Below are 25,661 nucleotides of genomic sequence, written 5' to 3' on the forward strand. Positions count from 1 at the left end.
GCCCGTGCGGAAGAACGTCGATGGTATCGGTAACACGCCCGCCCCAGTTGGCACCTGCAACGGCAATCAACGACATGGCAGCAATGCCATGCGCCCAGCTGGCGACCCGCGCCCGAATGCCGGACACCAGCAACAATTCCGCTGTGCCAATCAGCCCCGCGGCAATGCCGCTGAAGAAGGCGCCGCCCGAAGCCCAGAGTGCCGCCCTCATCCAGAAATGATCACCGCTCCACCAGAACATGACATCCGCAGCCAAAGTGGCGATCACCAGCGCAATCGGGAAGTGAACCGTCATGGCATGGAGGGGATGACCGGCAACCGCGACAGCGGAATTCGTGGTCTTTTCTTCCACTTTGGAAATCACTGGGTTCGGCTTGTCTGTTTCTGGCATCCATCGGCTCCTGTTTGGCTATCAACACGGCGATCCGCTTTCCGGTTCCGGGGTTTGATCCCTCCTTTCCTTGCCGGCGCCATGCTCTCCGGCTGTCAGGGAGACCTATCGACCCTTGATCCCACCGGGCCCCAGACCGAGGCTTTTGCCAAGCTTTGGTGGGCGATGCTGGCAGGTTCGGCTGTGATATTCGCGCTCGTCATAGGCCTGCTCTTCATGGTCCTGATGGCGCGCGGGCGTTTCAAATCCATCGATCCGAAGCGCTGGATCGTATTGGGCGGCATCATCATGCCCATCCCCATCCTCATCGCTTTGTTGGGGTATACCTTCTATCAGGGTGAGAAAATGTTCGGTGCAAACACACCCCGCCCTACGGTCACGATTGCGGCAACAGCCAGAATGTGGAGCTGGGAGTTCGCCTACCAAATCGATGGCAGACAGGTGGTCTCCCGCGATGTTCTGCACATACCGGTCGGCCTGCCTGTGAAAATCGACACGACGAGCGTCGATGTCATCCACAGTTTCTGGGTGCCACGGCTAGGCGGCAAGATCGATTCCATTCCCGGCCAGGTCAACACGATCACGCTGCTGGCAGATATCGAGGGCACCTTCGGGGGCGTCTGTTCTGAATATTGCGGTCAAGGCCATGCTGCCATGACGTTCCGCGTCCAGACACACAGCCTGCCCGATTATGAAAACACCGTGAGGAATTTAGCCCCGTGATGGACCGATCCATACCCACACAGAAGCTGTCTCCCATCGCCCTGCACAGGCAGCTTGATGCGATCTGGAATGCTGGTTCGGGCATCAAGCGTTTTGCTGCGGTCAATCACAACGTCATCGGCAAACGTTTCATGGTGACGGCGCTGGTGTTTTTTGCCATCGGTGGCTTCCTCGGCATGCTGATCCGCACACAACTGGCAACTGCTACCAACGGGTTCATGGACGCTGCGCAATATGCGCAGGTCTTCACCATGCACGGGACCATCATGATGTTCCTGTTTGCCATCCCGTTTTTCGAAGGACTGTCCATGTATCTTCTACCGAAGTTGCTGGGCGCGAGGGATCTGGCCTTTCCCAGGTTATCCGCTTACGGATACTGGTGTTATCTCTTCGGCGGCTCGATGCTGATCTTCGCCCTCGTGACCGGCATCGCGCCGGATGGCGGTTGGTTCATGTACACGCCGCTCTCATCATCCAAATACAGCCCTGGCATCAATGCCGATATCTGGCTGCTGGGCATCACCTTCGTGGAGATTTCCGCAATCAGCGCCGCCATTGAAATCGTGGTTACGATCATTCGCATGCGCGCGCCGGGAATGTCGCTGGTGAGAATGCCGATCTTTGCCTGGTACATGCTGGTGGTCGGCGGCATGATGCTCGTCGGATTTCCGCCGCTCATCCTCGGCTCGATCCTGCTGGAAGCCGAGCGCGCCTTCGACCTTCCGTTCTTCGATCCCGACCGGGGCGGTGATCCGCTGCTGTGGCAGCATCTGTTCTGGTTGTTCGGACACCCGGAGGTCTACATCATCTTTCTTCCCGCCGCAGGCGCCTTGTCCACCATCATCCCGGTGCTGGCGAGAACGACACTGACCGGCTACGAGATCATCATCGCAGCCCTGATAGCCATGGCCTTTCTCTCATTCGGCCTGTGGGTGCATCACATGTATACGGTCGGCATTCCCCATGTCGCATTGTCGTTCTTCTCAGCCGCCAGCGCGCTCGTCGCCATACCCACATCGATCCAAATTTTCGCCTGGCTTGCGACGCTTGCCCAATGGCGCCCGCAATTGAACGTGCCGATGCTGCATATCATCGGCTTCTTCGTCGTCTTCGTCATGGGTGGCTTAACCGGCGTGATGCTGGCCATGGTACCCTTCGACCAGCAGGCACATGATACGCATTTCGTGGTGGCGCATCTGCATTATGTACTGGTGGGTGGCTTCCTGTTTCCCATGCTTGCAGGCCTTTATTACTGGATACCCCACATCAGCGGACGCCAGCCCGTCCAGCATCTGTCGCATGCGGCCTTCTGGATGATCTTCGTCGGGTTCAACCTGACCTTTTTCATGATGCATCTGACGGGCCTGCTTGGCATGCCGCGCAGAATCTATGCATACCCTGAGGGTTCGCCATGGGAATGGCTGAACCTGCTGTCGTCCTTCGGCAGCTTCATCATGGCCATGGGCTTCATGCTCGTTGCACTCGACATGGTGCTGATCTTCATCTTCGGAAAGCGGTTTAGGCGCAATCCATGGGAAGCGGGAACGCTGGAATGGGCCATGCCCACACCTCCCCCATCCTACAGTTTCGCGTCGATCCCTCACATTTCCGAACGAGCCGACAATCTACCGATCAACCAGCTCGGGGCCGAACTGGCGGCAGGCAAGGGTTATCTGGGCTTTTCCCGCAACGGCTGGATGGAGACTCTGGGTGTCGATGCGATCTCCGGCGAACCCAATCAAATCATTATTTTGCCGAGACCAACCTATCTACCGTTGTTCACGGCGATCACAACCGGCTGTGTCTTTGTGTCGCTGCTGCTAAAGCTCTATCCGCTCGCGGTGATGTTCGCGCTGGCAACGCTTGGCTTGTTCCTGCTGTGGACCCGGAACCCGGATGCCAAAATGGACCGTGCTCTGCTCGACGCCTCCAGCGACTGCCGCCTCCCGTTGCATTTCGAAAGCCGGGACGCGCCCGCCATTCTGGCAATGCGTCTGGTGTTGATCGCCAATGCCACGCTGTTTGCATCGCTGCTGTTCGGCGGACTCTTTCTGTGGGTTTCCAATCTTGGTCCGAAGCCGTTCACCGATGTGGTATCCACCGCGGGTGCTGCATGGATTATACCCATAGCCATCTTTGCAGCATGTTTGGGCGCTGCATCTGGCACAAAAAAGCGGCCATTTCGTTCGATGTTTCTCGCATCGCTCATCGCCTATGGTTTGGCGGCGACGTTTTTGCTTGTGGAATTACACGGACGTTCTGCGGTCGCAACGTCTTCAGCCCTAAACGCCATCGAATTCGCAGTCTCCTGCTACCTGCTTCTCCACCTTGTTCTCGGTCTGGTGTTTTCCAGTTTTGGACTGTGGCGCATGGGCCAATATGTTTCCGACGCTCGGCAGAACGATCTGCGGATCGGCTCCCTCTGGCACCGCTACTGTCTTGGTATTGTCTTGATCGCATGGCTGTATCCGCACCTCCTCACAACACTGGCGTCGGGGGGATGAGCCATGCGGTGCCGCCTGATATTCCTTATTATCGGACCATTCATCTTATGGAGTATCTATTTCATCACCCTTTATGGCGTTCAGGCCGTGGGATGCAGGGCGAGCTGGGACACGACTTTTATCGCCAGCGTCCCGATGTTGAGACTGATACTTGTCTCAATTCTTGGTGCATCAGCCATTCTGTCGGGGGCAATGTATGTACTGGCCGGACGAATAGAGAGCGAGCAATTGGCGATTACGAAGATCGGGCGCTATTGCGCAGCCGCGGGTCTTTTCTCGACAATAATCCTATTACCGGGCGTTTTGTGGCTGGAATTGTGTTGAGGCCTCACGCACCGCGGATCACGTTCCGAAATACCTGACGCTGGCGCTTCTTTCAAAATCTTCTGATGGCGGCGCTGCATCGGGCAATCGTCATGCCCAGCCACACGGCATTGCCATGCATATCGAACAAAACCTGTATTTCGATATGCCGGGAATGCTGAAGAACCTTTCAATGTAGACCGCAGCGAAGCCCAAAGCCTGAAAGTATGTGAATAACCATCGATCTTGATCGCGTGAAACAGCTGCACTTACTTGTCGATCCTCCATACTTCTCTAGCTGGGAAGGCGAGATGGTTTCGACTTGGGTTGTTGCCATCAAATCTCCAGAAGATCCGCCCGTTGCAAACTCAACCTCTTTGCCGTGCGAAGGACCTCCTGAAGATGGGTTGACATCGCCGCCCCAGCCCCGACAGCCAAGCCTTTTTCAACAGCATCGAAAATGGCTCGATGCTGCGCCAAAAGCGTATTCAAATGATCGGGATCAGGAAGGCTGAGATAGCGGACGCGATCCATCTGGAGTTTGACCGACTGGATCACGCGCCAGCTTTTGGAGAGACCTGCCTCCTCGCAAAAGCTCCGGTGGAATGCTTCGTCGAGGTCGAGAAACAAATCATGATCTTCAAGCGAGACCGCACGCTCCTGCCGCACAAGATTAGTATCAAGCTCTGACAGGAATGCAGAGGAACAGCGACCTGCCAGGCGTTTGACAACGGCCACTTCGAGGGATTCACGAATGAACTGGGCCTCCTCGACATCCTTCATCCGGATCGGCGCGACGAAGCTTCCCCGCTGCGGCAGGATGTCGATCAGTCCTTCATCCGCAAGCCGGATCAAGGCCTCGCGCACGGGCGTCCGGCTGACACCGAGTTGAAGCGACAATTCCTTTTCGCTCAAAGCTTCGGATGGCAGCATTGCGAGCGTCGTGATCGCGCGACGCAAACGCTCGTAGATCTGCGGCGCGATCGGCAGGCGGAGGTTGATGGCATCTGACGTTTCGTCACCACCAAACCCCGGTATCCTGCGATCGACGTTCTTCGTTTCGCCCATCTGAAGACCTTTCTTTTCTCTGTCCGCCAGTCGTTTGGATTGCAGATCGCATATCTTGTCCACACGGTCTATCACGGATATTGACACACTACCATGGTAGTATAATATTGGCGACGGGACGCGGGAACGGAGTGCGGCCCTTCAATGACAGCGGAGGAGAACGCTATGAGGACTGCGTATTCGGCGAGCGCATTGACGCTTGTCATCACTTTACTTGCCAGCACAACGCTGTCGATAGGTGCAAAAGCCCAAGACGGCATTGCATCCGGCGATACCAGTGCCAAAAAGATTGCCTTCAGCAATTCATATGCCGGAAACTCGTTCCGGCAGGTGATGATCAAGAGCTTTGAGGACATGGGCACCAAAGCGAAGACGGATGGCAAGATCGGCGGGACCGCTGTGGTCAGCTCGAATAATTCCGTTACCGAACAGGCTTCGCAGATTCAGAACCTGATCCTTCAGGGCTATGATGCGATCATCGTTTTGGCAGGATCCGATACGGCGCTCAACGGCTCTATCAAGGATGCCTGCAATGCCGGCATCGTTGTCGTCGCCTTTGCCAGCGGCGTAACAGAGCCCTGCGCCTACGTTGTCGATTACAATCTCGATTCCTATGCCAAGGCCGAGCTGGATTTCATCGCCGGAAAGCTGGGCGACAAGCCGGCCAGCATCCTGGAAATCCGTGGCATGGCCGGTGATGGTTTCGACAAGCGACTTCACGAAGGCGTCGTCAAGGCCTTCGCCGCCCATCCGAACTACAAGAGCGTGGGCGAGGTTTACGGTCAGTGGACGGCAACAGTCGCTCAAAAGGAAGTCGCAGGTATCCTGCCTTCGCTGCCCAAGGTCGATGCCGTTCTGACTCAAGGCGGCGATGGTTATGGTGCCGCACAAGCCTTCAAGGCCGCAAACCGGCCATTGCCCATCATCATCATGGGCAACCGGCAGGACGAACTTGCGCTCTGGAAACAGGAGCATGATGCGTCCGGCTACGAAACCTTCTCGCTTGGCGCAACGCCCTCCGTCTCGCAGGTAGCCTTCTGGGTCGCACAGCAGCTTCTCGCCGGCAAGAAAGTCCCTAGATTCGTCGAAGTCCCGCTTCTCCAGATCAATCAGCCCGATCTAGATGCCTGGCTGAAGACGGTTCCTGAAGGCGGTGTCGTCAATGCCGAATATCCGCAGGAACTGGTTGCGAAAATCATCGATGCCAACGTGAACAAGACGCCTCTCCCTGCGGTTCCGGCACCGAAGTAAGACGGATACAAGCGATGGCCGATCTCATGGTTCACCCTGACAAGGTTGCGTCTTCTCTCATTCCGGACCTCCTCATTGAGGTTCGGGAAGTGAGCAAGTCGTATGGTGCGGTACAGGCCTTGTGCGGAGTGGATTTTCATCTCGGCCGTGGCGAGGTCGTCGGCCTTGTCGGGCATAACGGGGCGGGCAAATCCACGCTGATGAACGTGCTGTCTGGTGCCGTGCAGCGCACTTCCGGATCGTTTCGTTATGCCGGAAACGATATCGACATATGGGGAACGGCCAAAGCACAAGCCGGAGGGTTGCGCTGTATTTTTCAGGAGCTGTCGCTCTGTGGGAACCTCTCTGCAGCCGAGAATACCCGTATCATTCACCGCCAGCTTCGCGGACCAAGCTGGCGCAGGAGCGCGCGGGAGATGATCTCCCGCGCGCTCGACGTCATTTTCCCCGGCCACGGCATTGATCCTGACGCAAAAATATCCGACCTCGCCATCGGCGAGCGACAGATGGTCGAGATCGCACGTGCCTTCACGGAGACAGACATACCGGTACGCTGTGTGATTCTGGACGAACCAACATCTGCGCTTGGTCATCAGGCAACAGAGCAGTTGCTGGCCTATATACGCAATGCTGCCTCTCGCGGCGTGGCCTGCATTCTGATTACTCATCGCCTCGATGAGATCCTCGCGGTCTGCGACAGGGCTATCGTCATGGTCGACGGGGCCGTCGTCGGCGAAAGGCCGACGGCAGGCTTGTCGCGCTCAGCCTTGGTCTCGCTGATGGGCAGCATCGAAAACACGGATGCACGCACTGCTCGAACTCAACAGACAAACGCAGGGCCTCGCCTGATCGATCATTCCGGCATCGATGGCGACGACAGACCCATTCAGGCCGCTGCTGGCGATATCATTGGCTTTGCGGGGCTGGACGGACACGGCCAGCGCGAAAGGCTGCGCGCGATTTTCACCGCCATCGAAAAAGCCGGCAAAATACCGGTGGCATATGTGGCGGGCGATAGAGGCACTGAAGGCGTTTTTGGGCTGTGGTCCATCGCTGACAATCTCACCATCCGCAGCTTCAATGTATTGCAACGCTACGGCTTCATCTCTTTCGGCGAAGCGCGATCGCTAGCGCAAACTTGGTTTGAACGTCTCAAAATCAAGGCGCCCACAATCGACACGCCGATCCTGTCGCTGAGTGGCGGCAATCAGCAAAAGGTGCTGTTCGCCCGTGCGCTTGCTTCCGATGCGAGCGTCATCTTCCTCGACGATCCGATGCGTGGCGTCGATGTCGGCACCAAACAGGAGGTCTACCAGTTGATCCGCAACGAAGCTGCGCAGGGCCGAACCTTCGTCTGGTACACGACGGAGCTGGACGAATTGAAGAATTGCGACAGGCTCTATGTTTTTCGTGAAGGCCGTGCGGTCGAGGAGATCGAGGGCAATGCGGTTAACCAGGCGCGTATTCTCGAAGCTTCGTTTGGAGGCGCACATGGCTGATGCGGCAATGCTTCCCGTCCGTCCCGTTCGACGCGCCGCCTGGTTTGGGCCTGCCATTCAGGTCGGCCTGCCAGCGGTCACGCTTGTCGCCATGCTGGCCATCATTTTCTGGATTCGGCCCGCAGCAATGAGCTATTTCGGCTTCACGCTGCTCTTCAAGCTCTCGGTACCCCTGGTGTTTGCGGCCCTTGCCCAGATGCTTGTCATCATGCTCGGCGACATCGATCTTTCGAACGGCGCCTTCGTCGGCCTGATAACCTGCATTACTGCCCTTTATCTCGACAACGCGCCGTTCGTTGCCATTATGCTCTACCTCATCCTCATCGCGATCTATGCTAGCGTCGGGCTTTTGATCCACCTGCGGCAATTGCCGTCGATCATCGTCACGCTGGGTATGTCTTTCATCTGGCTCGGCACCGCCATTCTCATCCTGCCGTCACCGGGTGGCTCGATACCTGACTGGCTAGCGGGCTTCATGAGCTGGCAGCCTCGCTTCGTGCCCCTGCCGATCCTGCTTGCGGTTCTCGCAGCCATTGCCGGGCATCTGGTCATCACCCGCTCATCCTATGGTGCCGTTCTAAGAGGGACGGGCGCCAATCCCCGCGCCATTGAGCGCGCCGGGTGGGCAACGACATGGATACGCGTCCTGGTTTATGCCGCAGCGGGTGGTCTTGCCTGCATTGCGGGCATCACGCTGACGGGGCTGACGACGTCCGGCGACCCGAATATTGCGCCTGCCTATACCCTGCTCGGCGTCGGTGCCGTCATCCTTGGGGGCGGCTCGTTTACGGGCGGCGTCGTTTCGCCGGTCGGAACCGTCATCGGCGCCCTGACACTTTCGCTCGCAGGCTCGTTGCTGAGCTTCCTGCAAGTGCCGCCAACCTGGCAGATCGGCGCACAGGGCCTCATCCTGTTTCTGGTTCTCGCCGGTCGAATTCTCGTGTCGGAGAAAACACGATGACACGTCTATCCATCGCTCCCTGGACCTACGGCTTCATTGTGGCGCTCGCCATGTGGATCGCCACCACCGCCTATGCCGGCATCGGCAGCGCCGGGGCAACACTGTCGGCAGCCCTTGCTTTCGGTGCCTTCAGCGTCATTGTCGGTACCGGCCAGATGCTGGTCATCACCTCCGGCCCCGGCAATATCGATCTTTCGGTGCCATCGGTACTCACCCTCGCGGCCTACGTCTCCATGACGGTGATGAAGGGCAATGACGGTATGCTTTTTGCAGGCTTTGCAGCCGCCATCGCCGTGGGGGCAGCCGCCGGTATTTTCAATTTTATGGCAATCACGCTGCTGCGGCTGCCCCCCATCATCGCCACGCTCGCTGCCAGTTTCGTCTTCCAGTCGTTTGCCTACAATTTGGGTGGCGAAGCGACACTGAAGCCTCCGGCCTTGCTGTCGTCCTTTACGCTGTGGTCGGTTGCCGGACTGCCCGCTATGCCCATCGCCGTCATGGTCCTGTCGGCTATCACCATGGTCGTTCTGACCCGCGGCGTCTGGGGCCGGCGCCTTCTGGCAACAGGCCAGAGCGAGCCCGCAGCACGGCTTGCCGGCATCGCTGTCGGCAGAGTTCGTCTGATCTCCTATTGCCTCTGCGGCGTCGGCGCGGCACTGGCGGGCTTTCTTCTCTCCGGGTTTTCAGGCGGTGCGGCGTTGAACATGGGCGACGTTTATCTTCTGGAATCCATCGCCGTCGTGGTGCTCGGTGGCACAAGCGTGGCAGGCGGCAAGGCAAATGCCATCGGCATATGGGGTGCGGCGCTGTTCTTCAACCTGATGGCGACAATGCTCAACACGTTCCAGATGCAGGCTGGCGTCCGCTTCGTTCTGACCGGAGCGCTCATCATCCTCATTGTGGCGATCGCGCCGCGACCACGGGTGAATTGAATGAAGACTGTCGATTTCACAGCATTGTTCGATAAAGATGTGACGGATTTCATCGACCTGACGCACCCGATGAAAGTAGGAATGCCGGTCTGGCCGACCCATCCGGCATTTTGTCAGGAGGTAGTCGAGAGCTTCGAGCGCGGCGATCTCGCATGCAACCACGCGCTCTGCCTCAGCGAGCATTCAGGAACCCATTTCGATGCGCCCTCGCATTTCGTGCCGAATGGAAAATCGATCGATAAGATAGCCTTGAGCCACTTCTTCGGCCGCATGGCCACGATCGACGCGCGGGACTGCACACCATGCGAAGCTGTCGATGTAGCCCGCATCATCGAATTTGAAGAGAAACATGGCGCCATTCAGGCGGGTGACGCGGTGTTTTTTCATTTTGGATGGGATCAATATTGGAACGATCCAGCGCCACACGAACGGTTCCTTCGCGATTGGCCGGGCCTGTCGCAAGAGGCCAGTGAATATCTGTGGGACCGAGATGTCAGCATTGTCGGCTCCGATTGCTTGTCGATCGATCATTATGGCAGCACCGATTTCCCCGCACACAACGTTCTGCTGGGCGCTGGTATCCTCGTTGGCGAGAACTTTGCAAATCTCGGTCGGCTGCCGCCCTATTGTTCTTTGATAGCGCTGCCCTTAGCCATCGCTGGAGGCTCCGGATCTCCCGTCAGGGCCGTGGCCTTGGTAGAGTCTTCAACCCATTCGTCCCTCAGACAAGATCCATCTAATCCGGCGCAAGCCGGCAGCATTCTAAGGACCAAAGCATGAGACATGTGTGGCGCTGGTTTGGCCCAATCGACAAGGTCAGCGTGACCGACGCTGCGCAGGCGGGAGCGCAAGGCATTGTGAGTGCGCTTCACCACGTTCCGACCGGCACCGCCTGGACCGCAGAAGAAATTACCAAGCGTCAATGGGAAGTTCGTGCTGGCGGTCTGGAATGGGAACTAGTCGAAAGCATACCAATATCCGAGAGCATCAAGACCATGTCCGGGGACTGGAAAGCACATATTGCAGCATGGAAGGATAGTCTCAGGGCATTGTCCAGCGCCGGTATTGTAACCGTCTGCTACAATTTCATGCCAGTCCTAGACTGGACACGCACCGATCTGAAATGGGAAACCAAAGGCGGTGCACGTGCTATGCGCTTCGATTTGATCGACTTCATCGCTTTCGACATCCACATTCTTGCCCGCCCTTCGGCAGCCAATGATTATTCCGCCAACCTCGTGGAGCAGGCATCGCGACGTTTCGCCGAAATGCCCGAGAGCAAGAAAATGGCCCTCTCCCGCAATATAGGTGCTGGCCTTCCTGGGCAGGCGGATGGATACAGTCTTGGCGAGCTGCGCGAGGCTCTTGAAAGCTACGCCGATATCGACGCCAAACGCCTGCGCACAAACCTGATCGCCTTTCTCTCGGAAGTCGTGCCGTTGGCCGAACAATTGGGAATGCGCCTGTGTGCCCATGGCGATGACCCGCCCTGGCCGCTGCTGGGACTTCCCAGGGTCCTGTCCAGTGAAACCGATTATATCGAGGTGCTGGAAGCCGTCGACAGCGTCGCCAATGGCGTGACCTTCTGTTCTGGCTCGCTCGGCGCACGTGCCGACAACGATCTGCCCGCCATGATCAAACGCCTGGGACCGAAAATTCATTTCGCTCATTTGCGCAACGTGCGCCGCGAGACGGAAGGCACGCCATGTTCCTTCTTCGAGGATGAGCATCTGGAAGGCGACACCGATATGGTCGCTGTGATTGCCGCCCTCGTCGCCGAAGAACATCGCCGCACAGGGCAAGGTATCACTGACCGACCCATATTCATGCGACCGGATCACGGCCAGGAAATCCTCGACGATCTAACGCGTGGTGCCCAACCGGGCTATCCCGCCATCGGCCGCCTCAAGGGACTGGCGGAATTGCGCGGCATCGAGCGAACACTCTCCCACGCAAAGTACGGACTGGCATGATCATGGCGCGACCCAACGGCACAACGCACTGGGGCACGCCCTCCACCGAGATCTGAGAGTAATTTGGACAGCACATGGTAACGATATCTGTACGTGAACCGCACGCGTTGCTCGTTGAAAACCGCGAGCCGCCCTCTCCCGGTCCTGGCGAAATCGCAATGCGTGTCGTGCGAGCTGGCATCTGCGGCTCCGACATGCATATCCTGCACGGGTCAAACCCCTTTGTGGTCTATCCACGGATCATCGGTCATGAGTTCTCAGGGATTGTATCAGCACTCGGCACAGGCGTCTCCAATCTGGCCGTTGGCGATCACGTTGTCGCCGATCCGGTGATCTCTTGTGGTCGCTGCTATCCTTGCCTTGTCGGACGTTCCAATGTCTGCGCCCATCTGCAGGTCATCGGCGTGCACCGCGATGGCGGCTTCCGCTCGACAGCAGTAATTCCGCAGGAAAACGCCGTGAAAATCCACCCTTCCCTTGAGTTCGACATTGCAGCTCTTGCAGAACCTTTGGCGGTCGCAGCCAATGTCCTGTGGCGCACCGGCTGTGACACACGGGACACCGTGCTGATCTATGGCGCAGGCACGGTAGGTCTAACGGTTATTCAGGTTGCGAAAATGCGAGGAGCTCGTTGCATTGTGGCCGATATCGACCCGGACCGACTGGAGCGGGCGCGGTCGTTCGGTGCAGATGTGCTTATCGACTCAAAGCGACAATCTGTTGCCGAGATAGTGGGAGGCGAGATGGAGGGGCTGGGGCCTTCCGTGGTGATCGACGGGGCGGGAATTCCGGCTTTGCTGGAAGAGGCCTGCCGAGTTGCAGCACCCGCTGGACGCATTGGTCTGCTCGGCTTTTCCGGCGCACCCTGCAACATCAGCCAGCAGGAGATCGTTCGCAAGGAACTTACCCTCGTCGGCTCGCGCCTCAATCGCCGCTTCATTCCAGAGGTCATCGGATGGCTCGAAAACGGTGATCTGAAACCGGCTGATATGATCACACAAACCTTCCCGGCAGCAGATGCGCAAGCAGCCTTTGATCTGATCGATAACCATCCCGAAAAAACGCTGAAGGTTCAGCTTGCATTTCCGGCCTAAGAGGCTCCGGGCACCAAATTCATCGCTTGGGAGTTAGCGACGGTCTGACCAACCGCCAAGCCGTTGCTGCATCGAGAACCGTTAACCTGGCTTCGTGGTTAACTCCCCATCCAAGAGATTCATTAAAACCACAACTGCATTACTAAACAGCCCTCCAAATCTGCAATATATTTTTAAGCAACAGTATAATTAAAGAAGCCGGGCCACGCTGACCACGCGAATGCGCGAACGTTATTAGCGCAAGATTCAGTTTTGAATGTCACGCTTAAGAAAATTAGGAAATACCGCCATAATCGGGATGTGGCTGCGTTGTGACGCAACGTCGAGCCAAGTTTTGGGTCCACCAGTTTGTTGATCTTTGAAAAGACCTTCGATTCAAATGATGCCGTGGCCGCGTTGGATGAAGCTTGGCATTTCGCGTGCACAGGCCTTTCCATTCAGGCGCTTTCGATAGCAGGTTCCGTCTTGGCGTCTGCCGAGCAGCGGGGTGATCAATACCTCATAGCACGCAGTTCCCAGCAAAGTGCCTGGTGTTGTTTTCAACTTGGCAAAGCCGAGCTGGGTCTGGACTACGCAGAAAAAGCGGTCGCCTTGTGGAGGCAACTGGAGGAGCCAGCCTTTGAGGCCCAGGCGCTCAGCATCAGGGCCTGGTTGCACCTAGAACTCGGCAGTTTAGAGAGCGCCATTGAGTTCGCCGCGGAAGCGCTGAATATCGCCGACCAAAGCAGCGACCTCCGGTCCCGATCTTTGGCCATCAATGTCATCGGCGTGATATTCTGGATGACGCGGCAACCCAGTCAAGCGATTGACTATTGCGGTCGCGCCGTAGAGCTTGCGAGAGAAGCATGCGATCTTTCCTTCGAGTGCTGGTGGCTGATCAATCTTGGCGGCGCTCATTCCGAAGCAGCTTATCTCGCGTCGGAAACGGAAGATAGAAAATCCACCGAAACATCGATGAAAGCGGCAATCGAGACCACGAAACAAGCCCATGCCATTGCCCAGTCTTTGAAAGATGCCTGGGCGGAAAGACTGTGTCTTGGGAATCTGGCGGAATATTCCAATGCGCTCGACGAGTTCGTTATCGCGGAAGAGTATCTTGCGCAGTACCGCGCGGTTCCGGGTAACGACGACGCCAGGAGCAATGGCCATTATCTAGATATTCTTGGTCGCACGCTGATTTCGCTGAAGCGATACGAGGAGGCCCTTGTTCCACTGAAACAGGCCCACGCCCTCGCCAAAGAGAACACCAATATCGAGACACTGATGAATGCCTGTCTGTATCTGTCCAAGGCACATGAACATTTAGGCGCGTTTGAACCTGCGCTGCATTTTTATAAACGATACCACTCTTTGCATCAGCAGTTCACAGCGGAACGGACCCAGCAAAACGCCCGCATGGTCGAAATCCACTATGAAACCAAGAAACTCAAGACATCGCTGGACACAGAAGCTGAAAGTTCGGCCCAAATGGCGCGCTCGCTTGCGGCACTCCAACAGCAAACCAATATCCTGACAGAAGCGGCAAACACAGACCCGCTAACAGGCCTTGCCAATCGTCGGCGTCTGGAAGCCATATTGAACGATGTCGACATTTCGCGCAGCCCATATGCGCTGGCGATGCTGGACGTTGATCACTTTAAGAAAATCAATGACACCTTCTCTCACATCACGGGTGATCGGGTTCTCGTGCAAATCGGGTCATTGATCAAAATGTCGATACGTCAGCAAGATCTTGCGGTTCGTTTTGGCGGAGAAGAATTCGTCATTCTGATGCCCGGCGCAACGATGGCGCAGGCCAAGCGGGCCTGCGAACGGATACGCGTGAAAATTGCCCGGCACGACTGGTCACGGATAGCAGGCGAACTGAGTGTCACCGTCAGCATAGGATTAGCCGTATCGAAGGATGCTGAAAATCCAGAAGCGGTCCTGGAAGACGCCGATCACCACCTTTATTGCGCAAAGCAGTCAGGGCGAAACAAGGTCGTCTGTGCTCAGTAATCTCCTCGTCTATCGACAGTTCAAGATGTAATTGAGCAAAAATTGAGCAAAAAATAAGATTGACTGAAATCCGTGCTTATCATAGCGTGAGGTTAAGACATGGCGTTAGACGCCGATGGCAATCGGGCCCCGAACACTGCTTCACGCAGTTCGGGGCTTTTTTTGTTTCAAACGCCTGCGCAATTGGATTTGATAGGTCGTGATGATCACTAAGCAGCATGACGATGCAAAGGGGCGGCCCTTGAGATGATGCGTGACCGTGTGCCCGTTTCCATTCTTTATTCCACGACAGGGCCATATGCTGCGCTGGGTCGCGAGGCGGTCGATGGGGCATTGGCAGCCATCGCCGACATTAACGCAGATCCCGTTTACGGTTTCGGCATCGCTGTCAAGATAGACGATCCTTGTGGCAGAGCAGAGGCATATGCGGCGCTGGCTCAATCCGCGATCCGCGACAGTGGCTGTCGCCATATCATCGGCACCATCACATCGTGGAGCCGCAAGGACGTGCTGCCCATCGTGGAACGCCATGGCGCACTTTTGTGGTACGCCTTTCCCTATGAGGGCTATGAGGCGAGCGACAGCGCTATTTATCTCGGTGCTTGCCCGAATCAGCATTTGCTACCGTTGTTTGATTATATCTTTCCCCTCTATGGTCGCCGTGCCTTCATTGTCGGCTCAAACTATATCTGGGGCTGGGAGATCAGCCGCATTGCCCGTGAAATCACCGAGGCTGCTGGCGGGCAGATCGTGTCGGACCGTTACGTTCCGCTCGGCTCAACCGAGGTCGATCACCTCATCAATGAGATACGGCAAAGAAAGCCGGATTTCATCTTAAGCAATCTGGTCGGTCAGTCGGCGACAGCGTTCATCGAGGCCTATGGCGCATTTCGAAAAGGCGAGCCCGATGCGCCACCGATCGTTGCCTGCAACATGTCGGAGAGCGATCTAGAGAGCCTTAGCCACGAGGCGCGGCGCGGCCATATCTCGACATCGATCTATTTCGAGCGACTTGATACTTTCGAAAACCAAGCCTTCAAGGCACGTATGACGGCGCGGCATGGTGCCAACCGACGGATCACCACACCCTTCATGTCTGCTTACACGGCGATGTCGATCCTCGCCAGGTCTATCGCGGATGCGGGTACGGATGCACCGGAGGCCGTTCGCAAGGTGGCGACTGCCCGCCTGTTCGACACGCCCGCCGGACCTGTCGGCATCGATCCGCGTACCCATCATGCTGCACTCCGGCCGCATTTGGGAATCTCGGACGAAGAGGGTGGGTTTGCCTTGCTCCAAAGTGCAGACGAGGCAATCCCTGCCGATCCCTATCTTGTCCGCTCCCTGCAGAAGTCAGTTGCAATGCCTCACCCGGTAACGCTGAAGGTGATCAAATGACGCGCCGGAACAGACCGCTTCTTGCCCAGTGGCATGCCGTTATTCTGCATCGCGACCATCCCTCGGTCGATGCGCTCCAGCGCCAACTCGAACTCCTGCATATCCGCGTCACGCTCTGTTGGCCGCATCTGGAGGAAACACAGGCGCAGGCAGACGTGATCTTTTTCGACGCGGATATGGGACATGACGGGCAATTTCCATGGCCCAGAGGGTTCGCACCCATGCCCATGATTGCCCTGATCGGATCAGAAGCGCCGGGGCGGATCGAATGGGCGCTGGACCAAGGCTCCAACGCTCATCTCCTGAAGCCGATCGGTTCCACGGGAGCCTATAGTGCACTTTTGATCGCAGCCGAGGCCTACGAGAAAGTAAGGGCGCAGGCCGATGATATCCGTACGCTTGAGGACAGGCTGCGCCAACGGCCCATCGTCGTGCGCGCCATTCTTCATCTGCTTCAGAACGAAGGCGGTAGCGAGACGGCAGCGTGGAAACGACTGCGCTCCGTGGCCATGGACTGGGGCATGACCATCGAAGATGCAGCGGAAGCCATCTGCCGCAACGACAAACACACGCGAAGCGGTGGCTGAAACAGAGGAGCGATGCCCATGAAGATCACAGAAGGATTTGCGCCCTATGGCGAGTACCGCACATGGTACCGCATCACGGGAGACCTCTCGTCACCCAAGCCGCCGCTGATCGTCGCGCATGGCGGACCAGGATGCACCCATGACTATGTCGACAGCTTCAAGGACATAGCGACCACGGGTCGGGCCGTCATTCACTACGATCAGGTGGGCAACGGCCGGTCTACCCACCTGCCCGAGAAGGGCGGGGATTTCTGGACTGTCCCCTTCTTCAAGGCAGAACTGCACAACCTCATCGACCATCTCGGCATCCGCGACGCGTATTGCCTGCTGGGCCAATCCTGGGGTGGCATGCTGGGTGCCGAATTCGCTGTCGATCAGCCCGCTGGCCTGAAGGCACTCGTGATCGCCAATTCACCAGCCGCGATGAACACCTGGATTTCCGAGGCAAACCGCCTGCGCCGCGAGCTTCCGCAGGATGTGCAGGAAACCCTTCTGCGTCATGAAAAAGCGGAGACGACTGATAGCGCTGAATACATGGCCGCGACAGACGTCTTCAACCAGCGCCACGTCTGCCGCGTCGTGCCGATGCCGCCGGAGGTGCAGCGCACATTCGACGCTATTGCCGCAGACCCCACCGTCTACCACACAATGAACGGCCCCAATGAATTCCACGTCATCGGGACCATGAAGGATTGGTCGATCGTCGGAAGGCTTGCAACCATCGACGTGCCGACACTGTTGATTTCCGGCCACTTCGACGAGGCAACCGAAGCCTGCGTACAGCCCTATGCCGACGAAATTCCCAACGTGCGCTGGACCATTTTCGAGCAATCCAGTCACATGCCGCATGTGGAAGAGCGAGAAGCCTGCATGGCTGTCGTCGGGGCCTTCCTTGATGAAACGACCGCCTGAAAACCGATAAAATCGAACAAGAAACAGCCTGAACCAAGAGAAAACAGAGGGAAACGAAGCATGAGCATTCTTCTGAGACATCTATCCCGGCGCACGGGCGCGCTGATTGTAGCCTGCCTTCTTGCCCAGACCGCTTTATCCGGCGTGGCGCAGGCGGAAGACCGTGCGGCCCTGATGAAACAGCATCGCGGCGGCACGATCACGATGGCAGCCGTGTCTGCGGCCGGCACCGTCGATCCGATGATCAACTATACCGCTCAGTTCTGGCAGCTTTTCCAGATGACCTATGACGGCCTCGTCAAGTTCAAGCAGGTTGCGGGCACCGGAGGCTTCGACATTGTTCCAGCGCTGGCCGAAGCCGTTCCTGAGCCGACCAATAACGGCAAGACCTATGTTTTCAAAATCCGCAAAGGCATCAAGTTTTCCAACGGACACGAGCTGGTGCCTTCCGATGTCGTTGCCTCGTTTCAGCGCATCTTCAAGGTCAAAGGCCCAACGACGGGCAGCTTCTACAACGGCATCGTCGGTGCCGACAAATGCATCGCGGATTCCGCCACCTGCACGCTCGACGGTGGCGTGATCGCTGATGATGCAGCCGGGACGGTGACACTGAACCTCACCGCCCCTGACGCGGAAATCTTCTCCAAGCTCGCCGTTCCCCACGCCTCGATCCTGCCAGCCGATGCGCCCCTGACCGATGCGGGCACCACTCCGCTCCCCGGCACCGGTGCCTACATGATTGCAAGCTACGACCCCAATTCCGAAATGGTGTTGAAGCGTAACCCCAACTTCAAGGAATGGAGCGTGGACGCACAGCCCGACGGCTATGCCGACGAGGTGGTCTACAAGTTCGGTCTGACCGAGGAGGCCGCGATCAATGCTATCATCAACGGCCAGATCGATTGGCTGTTCGACACGCCACCAGCTGACCGCCTGCCCGAAATCGGCACGAAATACGCCAGTCAGATCCATATCGATCCGCTGGCGGCCTTCTGGTACGCGCCGATGAACACCAATCTTGCTCCCTTCGATAATGTGAAGGTGCGCCAAGCGCTCAACTACGCGGTTGACCGGGATGCGGTCGTCGGCCTTTTCGGCGGCGAAGTGCTTGGCCAGCCGGTCTGCCAGATCCTGCCGCCGGACTTCCCCGGTCATGTCGACAATTGCATCTACACCAAGAACCCCGGCCCGACCTGGAGCGAGCCGGATATGGAAAAAGCACAGGCCCTGGTAGACGAGTCCGGCACCAAGGGCCAGAAGATCACGGTCATCGCCGAGGATAATGCAGCATCACGCGGCATCGGCACCTATATTGCCAGTGTTCTGACCGAGCTTGGTTATGATGCGTCGATGAAGGCGATTTCGCCCAACATTCAGTTCACCTACATTCAGAATACCAACAACAACGTCCAGATCAGCGTATCGCAATGGTATCAGGACTATCCTGCCGCCTCGAACTTCCTGAATGTGCTTCTGTCTTGCGGTTCCATCAACAAGGGCAGCGATTCATCCGTCAACATCGCCGGCTACTGCAACAAGGATTTGGACGCGCAGATGAAGACAGCGATGACCACGGCTCTTACGGATCAGAACGCCGCCAACGCTATCTGGGCCAAGGTCGATCAGGCTTTCATGGAACAGGCACCGATGGCACCGCTCATCACACCGAAAAGCGTCAACTTCACCTCGGCGCGGCTGGGCAACTACCTGTTCAACAAGCAGAACCGCTGGATCACCTCTCAGGCATGGGTCAAGTAGCGCGCATTTAGCTGGCGTTTCTACCAGCTAGGAAAACAATGCTTCGAACACAGACGACGGCGCGGCCCCAAAGCCTTGCCGTCGCCTCCTTCCGCCAGACCGGCATGCGCAGCAGGAGCCGTTATGACCACCCCTTCTGAAATGGCTATCGGTGATGCCGGATTGCCCGAACCTGCGGTCAAACATATCGGCACAGGCCCTTGGAAACGTGCTTGGCATCTGCTGAAGCGTGACAAGCCGACGGTTATCGCTGCCTGTGTACTGGTTGTGATCATCCTGTCGAGCCTCGCCGCTCCGCTCTATGCCGGTTACGTAGCGGGCAGTGATCCGTTCCGCTCGAACCTCTCGGCTCGCATCACCATCGATGGCAAACGAACGAAGGTGATGCAGGCGTCCACCGAAGGTCTCGGTCTCGGCGTTACGCCAATCGGGCCGACCTGGGATGCGCAATATTTCCTTGGCGCCGATACGCAAGGGCGAGATGTTGCGGCACGGCTGCTCTATGGCGGACGCAATTCGCTGTTGATCGCCACCGCCTCCACCGCGATCTGTCTCGTTCTCGCAGCTCTCATCGGCATTTTGGCAGGCTTCTTCGGTGGGGTGACCGACCAGATTCTGTCGCGCGTTCTGGATATTCTCTGGGCCTTTCCGGTCTATCTGCTCGCCATTTCTCTTTCCATCGTGCTTCTCTCTCAGGGCATCGTCATCGGCCCCATCGAGATCACTGGCGACAGTCTGCTTCTGCCGATTTTCATCATTGGCATCATCTATGTGCCTTACGTAGCGCGCCCCGTGCGCGGACGCGTGATGGCGCTAAAGAAGAGCGAGTTCGTGCTGGCGGCCACCGGCCTAGGCATTCCGGCTTGGCGCATTCTTCTCAACGATATCCTGCCCAACGTCTCGACCATGCTGATCGTTTTCGTACCCTTGATGATGGCGCTGAATATCATCACGGAGAGCTCGCTCTCCTTTCTCTCGATCGGTGTGCAGGCACCGGATGCGAGTTGGGGCACCATCATCCAGGATGGGCAGTCCCTGCTCTATACGCGGCCTGCCGTGGCGCTGTGTCCCGGCATCGCGATTGCGCTCACCGTGCTGTCGCTGAACGTGCTGGGCGACAGCATTCGCGATGCGCTCGATCCGCGCACGAAATTGGTGTGAGGAGGCGGTAATGATCCTTGCTGTTATCCAGCGCCTCGGCCAGATGCTGTTCGTCATGATCGGTATTTCTGCGCTCGTCTTCCTGATCTTTTTTGCAACGCCCGGCTCCGATCCGGCCGCGCGCCTTGCGGGGCGCAACGCCTCGCCGGAAACGGTGGAGGCCATCCGCAAGGATTTCGGCTTTGATCGACCTTTGCCCGTGCAATATGTGATCATGATGAAGCGCCTGTTCGTGACGCAGGACCTGACATCCTTCGTCAATCGCGGAATGCGCGTTGTTCCCGCCGTCGCTTCCGCCGCTCCCGTCACGCTCTCGTTGGTCGCGGGCGCTGCATTTCTGTGGGTGATCGGCGGTATTTTCGTGGGCGTCGTCGCGGCGCTCGCGCGCGATACCCTGCTTGATCGGGGGCTGATGGCGCTGGCGCTGATCGGGGTATCCATGCCGGTCTACTGGCTGGGAGAGGTCATGAACCTCACCACCCAAAGTCGCTTTCACGACACCATCTTCTTCTCCTGGGTCCCAGCGCTGGGCTACAAACCCTTGATGACGGACCCTGTTGGCTGGTTCAAGACGCTCATCATTCCCTGGTTTACGCTGGCCGCCCTCTATATCGGGATCTACGGCCGCGTCCTGCGTGCCAATCTGGTCGAAGCCTATCAGGAAGACTTTATCCGCACCGCGCGCGCCAAGGGCCTCAGCCCCGCCCGCGTGATGATACGCCACGCACTTCGCACCTCGCTCATCCCGTTCGTGACCATGTTCGGGCTCGATTTCGGCGTGCTCGTCGGCGGCTCGGCGCTGTTGACGGAGGTGGTGTTCGGGCTGAATGGCGTCGGTCGGCTCACCTATCAGGCGCTGCTCAATCTCGATCTGCCGATGGTACTCGGAACGGTCATGTATGCATCCTTCTTCGTCGTTCTCGCCAATGCGCTGGTAGACGTCGTCTATGTCCTTATCGATCCGCGCGTCCGGGAGAACTAGGTCCATGATCGCTCCGGAAAAACCTGTTCTTCTCGATGTGAATGGTCTCTCAGTATCGTTTGCGACCGATCGCGGTATGGTCAAGGCCATCCGCGATGTCTCCTTCAATGTGCGGGAAGGGGAAATCCTGTCCATCGTCGGCGAATCCGGTTCGGGAAAATCCGTAACGCTTTTGTCGCTGCTGGGCCTTCATGACGCCAAGACCACGCGTGTCGATGGCGTGGTCGCCTTCAGGGGGCGTCGCATCCTTGAACTGCCCGCAAATGACTTGCGTCGCATTCGCGGCAAGGAAATTGGTCTCATTTCTCAAGACCCGATGACGGCACTGACGCCCGTCTACACAATCGGCTCTCAGATCGCCGAGCAGATCCGTGCGCATGAGGCGGTCTCTGCGCGTGCAGCGAGAAAACGGGCAATCGAGCTTCTGGGAGAGGTCGGCCTTTCCAATCCGGTAGAAGCAGTAGACCGCTATCCCCACCAACTGTCCGGCGGCATGCGCCAGCGCGCCGTTATCGCTATGGCGTTATCGTGCAATCCGGCACTGCTGGTGGCCGACGAGCCGACCACGGCGCTTGATGTCACGGTTCAGGCACAGGTGCTCGATCTGCTCCTGCGCCTGCGCAAGGATTTCGGCTCTGCCATCATTCTCATCACCCACGATATGGGCGTCGTCTCAGAGATCGCCGACCGGGTCGCCGTGATGTATGCCGGCCGCATTGTGGAGCGCGGGGAGACGGAAGCAATGTTCGCAAGCCCCCTTCACCCCTATAGCTGGGGCCTGATGGCCTCCATTCCACCGTTGACCGGGCAGCGGCTTGCCCGCCTCAAATCCATTCCCGGCATGCCACCGACACCGGAGACAATTGGCGAAGGCTGTGGCTTTGCGCCGCGTTGCGCCTTCGCCCGGCCGCTCTGTTTGGAAAGGCCTCCCCTGCGGCGTGTCGGGGAACAGGCGGCGCTTTGTGTTCTGGAGGAACCGGAACGAAGCCTTCTGCGCCGATCCGTCCTGACACCGGAGGAGCTCGCATGACGCCGCTTGTAATACCACGTGACGACAAACCTCTAATGTTGGCCAGATCGATCACCAAGACTTTTACCGTCGGCAAGACCATCAGGCCCGGCTCAGGCCGCATCCTGCAAGCGGTGGACGATATCACTCTCGATGTCTTTCCAGGGGAAACACTCGGTCTGGTCGGGGAGTCTGGAAGCGGTAAATCGACGCTGGGGCGGTGTCTGACCCGGCTTTATGATATCGATAGTGGCACCTTGACCTTCGACGGTTCAGATATCACCAAAGCCGATACGCGAGCGCTAAAGCCCGTGCGACGCAAGATGCAGATGATTTTCCAGGACCCATCCGCCTCGCTTAATCCGCGCCGCCGCGTGCGCGATATCCTCGCCGAAGTGCTGAAGGTCCACCGCATTCGCGAGGGAGCCGCCATCGACGCTAGGCTAGGCGAACTCATGGACCTTGTCGGCCTGCGTCGTGACTATCTCAACCGTTATCCGCACGAATTCTCCGGCGGCCAGCGGCAGCGCATAGGCATCGCGCGCGCTCTGGCAGTCGAACCGAAGCTGATCGTAGCGGACGAACCTGTCTCTGCGCTCGATGTCTCGGTACAGGCGCAGATCGTCAATCTTTTCAGCGACCTACGCGAACAACTCGATCTCACCTATGTCTTCATCGCCCATGATCTGGCCGTCGTGCGTCAGGTCTCCACTCGCGTGGCCGTCATGTATCTCGGGTCGATCGTGGAGATCGGAGAAACAGACGCGCTTTATGCGAAGCCAAGCCACCCCTACACACAAGCGCTGCTTTCAGCGATTCCGCAGCCGCACAACCGTGGCAAACGTGGGCGCATCCTGCTGTCGGGTGAAATTCCGAGCCCGCTTAACCCGCCTAAAGGCTGCAAATTTTCCACCCGCTGTCCAATAGCGCAGTCCCTCTGCCAGCAGGTTCGTCCGAAACTTTCAGCAATCTCGCCCGAGCGCTCCGTCGCCTGTCATTTTCCGCTAGTGTGAGAACATGCTGGCGAAGATAAACGCCAAACCCGCGACGACTCTAAGTCGCTGTTGTTCTTACACGGCCATTGGCCGGCATATACGTTCATTTGCCACGAACTTTCACATAGGTTTCATCGGCGCGTCAGCTCGTTGATTGAGGCCGCCGCCAGTGCCAACGAACCGCCCACAAGATCACCTCGCCCTCAAAATAACGCCGCTTAAAATCGCCCATCAAAAGTCTCGCTGACAACCACTGTCGTCCTCTCAGGGGTCAACGGGATTTTTCAACAGGGCCTAGTTTTTGCACAATCGGTCAGAAATGCTCACCATGTAGGCATCGCCGCCTTCGCCAAATGGTAGCAAAGGGTCTTATAGCTGTGCTGTTGAAACTTTGACCGAAGTGGCATGAAATCTGCTTCCCGCTATTTGAAAAGGCAAAAGTGTCTTCATAAGCCAAAGAAGGGAACATCATGAACAGAGCTCGATCGCCGAACTCGCAAATCGCGAATATTGCACGGCGCACTCGCTGGATGGGCGTGCTGGGTGCGGCCATTGCAGTTTGCTTGACCACAACATCCACGGCGTTAGCCGCAGGCACTCTTCGTATTGGCATGACGGCGTCAGACATTCCGCTGACCACCGGCCAGACCGACCAGGGTGGAGAAGGCCAGCGTTTCATGGGCTACACGATCTATAATTCTCTTATCGAATGGGATCTGACCAAAGCTGACAAGGCGTCCGGCCTCATTCCAGCACTGTCTACCTCCTGGTATGTCGACGAAAAAGACCGGACCAAATGGACCTTTAAGTTGCGCGAAGGCGTAAAATTTCATGATGGAAGCACTTTCGACGCCGATGCGGTGGTCTGGAATCTCGACAAGCTGTTGAAGCAGGATGCACCACAGTTCGACAAGCGCCAAGCGGCCCAGGGTCGCTCGCGCATCCCCTCGGTCGCGTCCTATAAGGTCATAGACTCTTCGACCGTCGAGATCGTCACGAAGACCCCGGACGCCACACTGCCCTACCAAATAAGCTGGATTTTGATGTCTTCACCCGCCAATTGGGAAGCCCAGGACAAGAATTGGGACAAAGTAGCCCAAAAGCCGTCCGGCACTGGACCGTGGAAAATGGAGAATGGCTTCGTCCCGCGTGAACGCGCCGAACTTACGCCCAACAAAGAGTATTGGGATCAAGCCCGCGTGCCGAAACTCGATAAGTTGGTCCTGATGCCGCTGCCCGAGCCGAGCACTCGCATCGCCGCACTTCGCTCCGGCCAGGTGGACTGGATCGAGGCCCCTGCCCCGGACAGCGTCAAGTCGTTGAAGGATGCCGGTTATACGATCGTTACCAATTCCTATCCGCACAACTGGACGTGGCACTTGTCGCGCGTCGAAGGTTCGCCGTGGAACGACATTCGTGTGCGCAAGGCCGCAAACCTAGCGGTGGATCGGGCAGGCTTAAACGAATTGCTGGGTGGACTGTCCATTCCTGCCGAAGGCTATATGCCGCCGGGTCACCCGTGGTTTGGCAATCCGACGTTCAAGCTGTCCTACGATGTGGCAGCAGCAACCAAGCTGATGGAAGAGGCAGGTTACGGCCCTGATAAGCGGATCAAGACCAAGGTCGTCATTTCGTCCTCGGGTTCGGGACAGATGCTGCCGCTGCAGATGAACGAGTACATTCAGCAGACGCTGGCTGAAATAGGCATCGATATCGAATACGAGGTGATGGACTGGAACACGGTCATCAACGTCTGGCGTGCGGGAGCCAAGGATCCAAGCGCCAAGGGTGCCACCGCTGTCAACTACAGCTACTTCATTCAGGACCCCTTCAGCGCGATGATCCGTCAGTCGCAGTGCAATCTGACGCCGCCGACCGGCACCAACTGGGGATATTACTGCGACCCGGAAATGGATGCCCTGTTTGAAAAGGTGCGCAACACGTTCGATGCAGCCGATCAGGACAAGGTTCTGGCACAGGTTCACGAGAAGTACGTCAACGACGCCTTGTTCTTGATGGTTACCCATGACGTCAATCCGCGCGCCATGACGTCCAAGGTCAAGGGTTTCGTGCAGGCCCAAAACTGGTTTCAGGACTTCTCAACCATCAACATCGAGCCCTGATATCAAAACGTCCCAGGTGCGCCCACACACAGGGCGCAC

Annotated in this window: 21 protein-coding genes and 1 pseudogene; 19 read left to right on the forward strand and 3 right to left on the reverse strand. The window is 57.6% G+C overall.

The window, feature by feature from the left end; translation table 11 throughout:
- Positions 1–391: DUF2231 domain-containing protein (locus tag RRU01S_RS16850; RefSeq protein ID WP_045231474.1), on the reverse strand; the 391-nt coding region annotated here is incomplete at its 3' end.
- A gap of 54 nt (positions 392–445) precedes the next feature.
- Here RRU01S_RS16850 and coxB point away from each other — a divergent pair.
- Entirely contained in the window at positions 446–1,114 is a 669-nt protein-coding gene (coxB, locus tag RRU01S_RS16855; RefSeq protein ID WP_165572240.1) for a cytochrome c oxidase subunit II, read from the forward strand.
- Positions 1,114–3,618, forward strand: a complete 2,505-nt coding sequence (gene ctaD, locus RRU01S_RS16860; RefSeq protein ID WP_045231476.1) for a cytochrome c oxidase subunit I — start codon at positions 1,114–1,116, stop codon at positions 3,616–3,618. Before coxB ends, ctaD begins: the two co-directional genes overlap by 1 nt.
- A gap of 350 nt (positions 3,619–3,968) precedes the next feature.
- On the opposite strand, the pseudogene RRU01S_RS26495 reads toward ctaD, so the two are convergent.
- Both RRU01S_RS26495 and RRU01S_RS16870 read right to left on the reverse strand, forming a co-directional pair.
- A pseudogene (locus RRU01S_RS26495) lies at positions 3,969–4,185 on the reverse strand (ATP-binding protein); the annotation flags it as partial.
- Between the two features lie 72 nt (positions 4,186–4,257).
- On the reverse strand, positions 4,258–4,989 hold the full coding sequence (locus RRU01S_RS16870; RefSeq protein WP_081880121.1) for a GntR family transcriptional regulator: 732 nt from the start codon (positions 4,987–4,989) through the stop codon (positions 4,258–4,260).
- A 165-nt stretch (positions 4,990–5,154) separates the two neighbouring features.
- On the opposite strand from RRU01S_RS16870, the gene RRU01S_RS16875 reads away from it, so the two are divergent.
- The 17 genes from RRU01S_RS16875 (at position 5,155) to RRU01S_RS16955 (ending at position 25,622) form a co-directional block, all read left to right on the forward strand.
- A complete protein-coding gene (locus RRU01S_RS16875) occupies positions 5,155–6,240 on the forward strand; it encodes an ABC transporter substrate-binding protein (protein WP_052816112.1) in 1,086 nt (361 codons plus the stop codon).
- A gap of 14 nt (positions 6,241–6,254) precedes the next feature.
- Complete coding sequence (locus RRU01S_RS16880; RefSeq protein WP_234936186.1) at positions 6,255–7,739, forward strand: sugar ABC transporter ATP-binding protein; 1,485 nt, start codon at positions 6,255–6,257, stop codon at positions 7,737–7,739.
- Complete coding sequence (locus RRU01S_RS16885) at positions 7,732–8,700, forward strand: ABC transporter permease (RefSeq protein WP_234901975.1); 969 nt, start codon at positions 7,732–7,734, stop codon at positions 8,698–8,700. Before RRU01S_RS16880 ends, RRU01S_RS16885 begins: the two co-directional genes overlap by 8 nt.
- A complete protein-coding gene (locus RRU01S_RS16890) occupies positions 8,697–9,632 on the forward strand; it encodes an ABC transporter permease (protein ID WP_045231479.1) in 936 nt (311 codons plus the stop codon). The genes RRU01S_RS16885 and RRU01S_RS16890 overlap by 4 nt, the downstream gene beginning before the upstream one ends.
- The gene (locus RRU01S_RS16895; RefSeq protein WP_052816113.1) at positions 9,633–10,412 is read left to right on the forward strand and encodes a cyclase family protein; all 780 of its coding nucleotides are present in this window, start codon (positions 9,633–9,635) and stop codon (positions 10,410–10,412) included.
- Entirely contained in the window at positions 10,409–11,605 is a 1,197-nt protein-coding gene (uxuA, locus tag RRU01S_RS16900; RefSeq protein WP_045231480.1) for a mannonate dehydratase, read from the forward strand. The genes RRU01S_RS16895 and uxuA overlap by 4 nt, the downstream gene beginning before the upstream one ends.
- A gap of 74 nt (positions 11,606–11,679) precedes the next feature.
- On the forward strand, positions 11,680–12,699 hold the full coding sequence (locus RRU01S_RS16905) for a Zn-dependent oxidoreductase (protein ID WP_045231481.1): 1,020 nt from the start codon (positions 11,680–11,682) through the stop codon (positions 12,697–12,699).
- Between the two features lie 348 nt (positions 12,700–13,047).
- A complete protein-coding gene (locus tag RRU01S_RS16910) occupies positions 13,048–14,697 on the forward strand; it encodes a tetratricopeptide repeat-containing diguanylate cyclase (protein WP_045231482.1) in 1,650 nt (549 codons plus the stop codon).
- A gap of 246 nt (positions 14,698–14,943) precedes the next feature.
- Entirely contained in the window at positions 14,944–16,095 is a 1,152-nt protein-coding gene (locus RRU01S_RS16915; RefSeq protein WP_052816115.1) for a transporter substrate-binding domain-containing protein, read from the forward strand.
- A complete protein-coding gene (locus tag RRU01S_RS16920) occupies positions 16,092–16,682 on the forward strand; it encodes an ANTAR domain-containing response regulator (RefSeq protein ID WP_045231483.1) in 591 nt (196 codons plus the stop codon). The genes RRU01S_RS16915 and RRU01S_RS16920 overlap by 4 nt, the downstream gene beginning before the upstream one ends.
- A gap of 18 nt (positions 16,683–16,700) precedes the next feature.
- Positions 16,701–17,594, forward strand: a complete 894-nt coding sequence (locus RRU01S_RS16925) for a proline iminopeptidase-family hydrolase (RefSeq protein ID WP_108722675.1) — start codon at positions 16,701–16,703, stop codon at positions 17,592–17,594.
- Positions 17,595–17,654: 60 nt separating this feature from the next.
- Positions 17,655–19,352, forward strand: coding sequence for an ABC transporter substrate-binding protein (locus RRU01S_RS16930; protein WP_045231485.1), 1,698 nt, complete (start codon positions 17,655–17,657; stop codon positions 19,350–19,352).
- 123 nt (positions 19,353–19,475) lie between these two features.
- Complete coding sequence (locus RRU01S_RS16935; protein ID WP_108722676.1) at positions 19,476–20,513, forward strand: ABC transporter permease; 1,038 nt, start codon at positions 19,476–19,478, stop codon at positions 20,511–20,513.
- Between the two features lie 10 nt (positions 20,514–20,523).
- Positions 20,524–21,495, forward strand: a complete 972-nt coding sequence (locus RRU01S_RS16940; protein WP_045231487.1) for an ABC transporter permease — start codon at positions 20,524–20,526, stop codon at positions 21,493–21,495.
- A gap of 4 nt (positions 21,496–21,499) precedes the next feature.
- Positions 21,500–22,525 (forward strand): ABC transporter ATP-binding protein, encoded by a 1,026-nt coding sequence (locus tag RRU01S_RS16945; RefSeq protein WP_045231488.1) that lies wholly within the window; start codon positions 21,500–21,502, stop codon positions 22,523–22,525.
- Complete coding sequence (locus RRU01S_RS16950; RefSeq protein ID WP_045231489.1) at positions 22,522–23,517, forward strand: ABC transporter ATP-binding protein; 996 nt, start codon at positions 22,522–22,524, stop codon at positions 23,515–23,517. Before RRU01S_RS16945 ends, RRU01S_RS16950 begins: the two co-directional genes overlap by 4 nt.
- Positions 23,518–24,029: 512 nt before the next feature.
- On the forward strand, positions 24,030–25,622 hold the full coding sequence (locus tag RRU01S_RS16955; RefSeq protein WP_045231490.1) for an ABC transporter substrate-binding protein: 1,593 nt from the start codon (positions 24,030–24,032) through the stop codon (positions 25,620–25,622).
- The last annotated feature ends 39 nt before the right edge of the window (positions 25,623–25,661 follow it).

Origin of the sequence: Agrobacterium rubi TR3 = NBRC 13261 (assembly GCF_000739935.1) — a bacterium.
Lineage (GTDB): Bacteria > Pseudomonadota > Alphaproteobacteria > Rhizobiales > Rhizobiaceae > Agrobacterium > Agrobacterium rubi.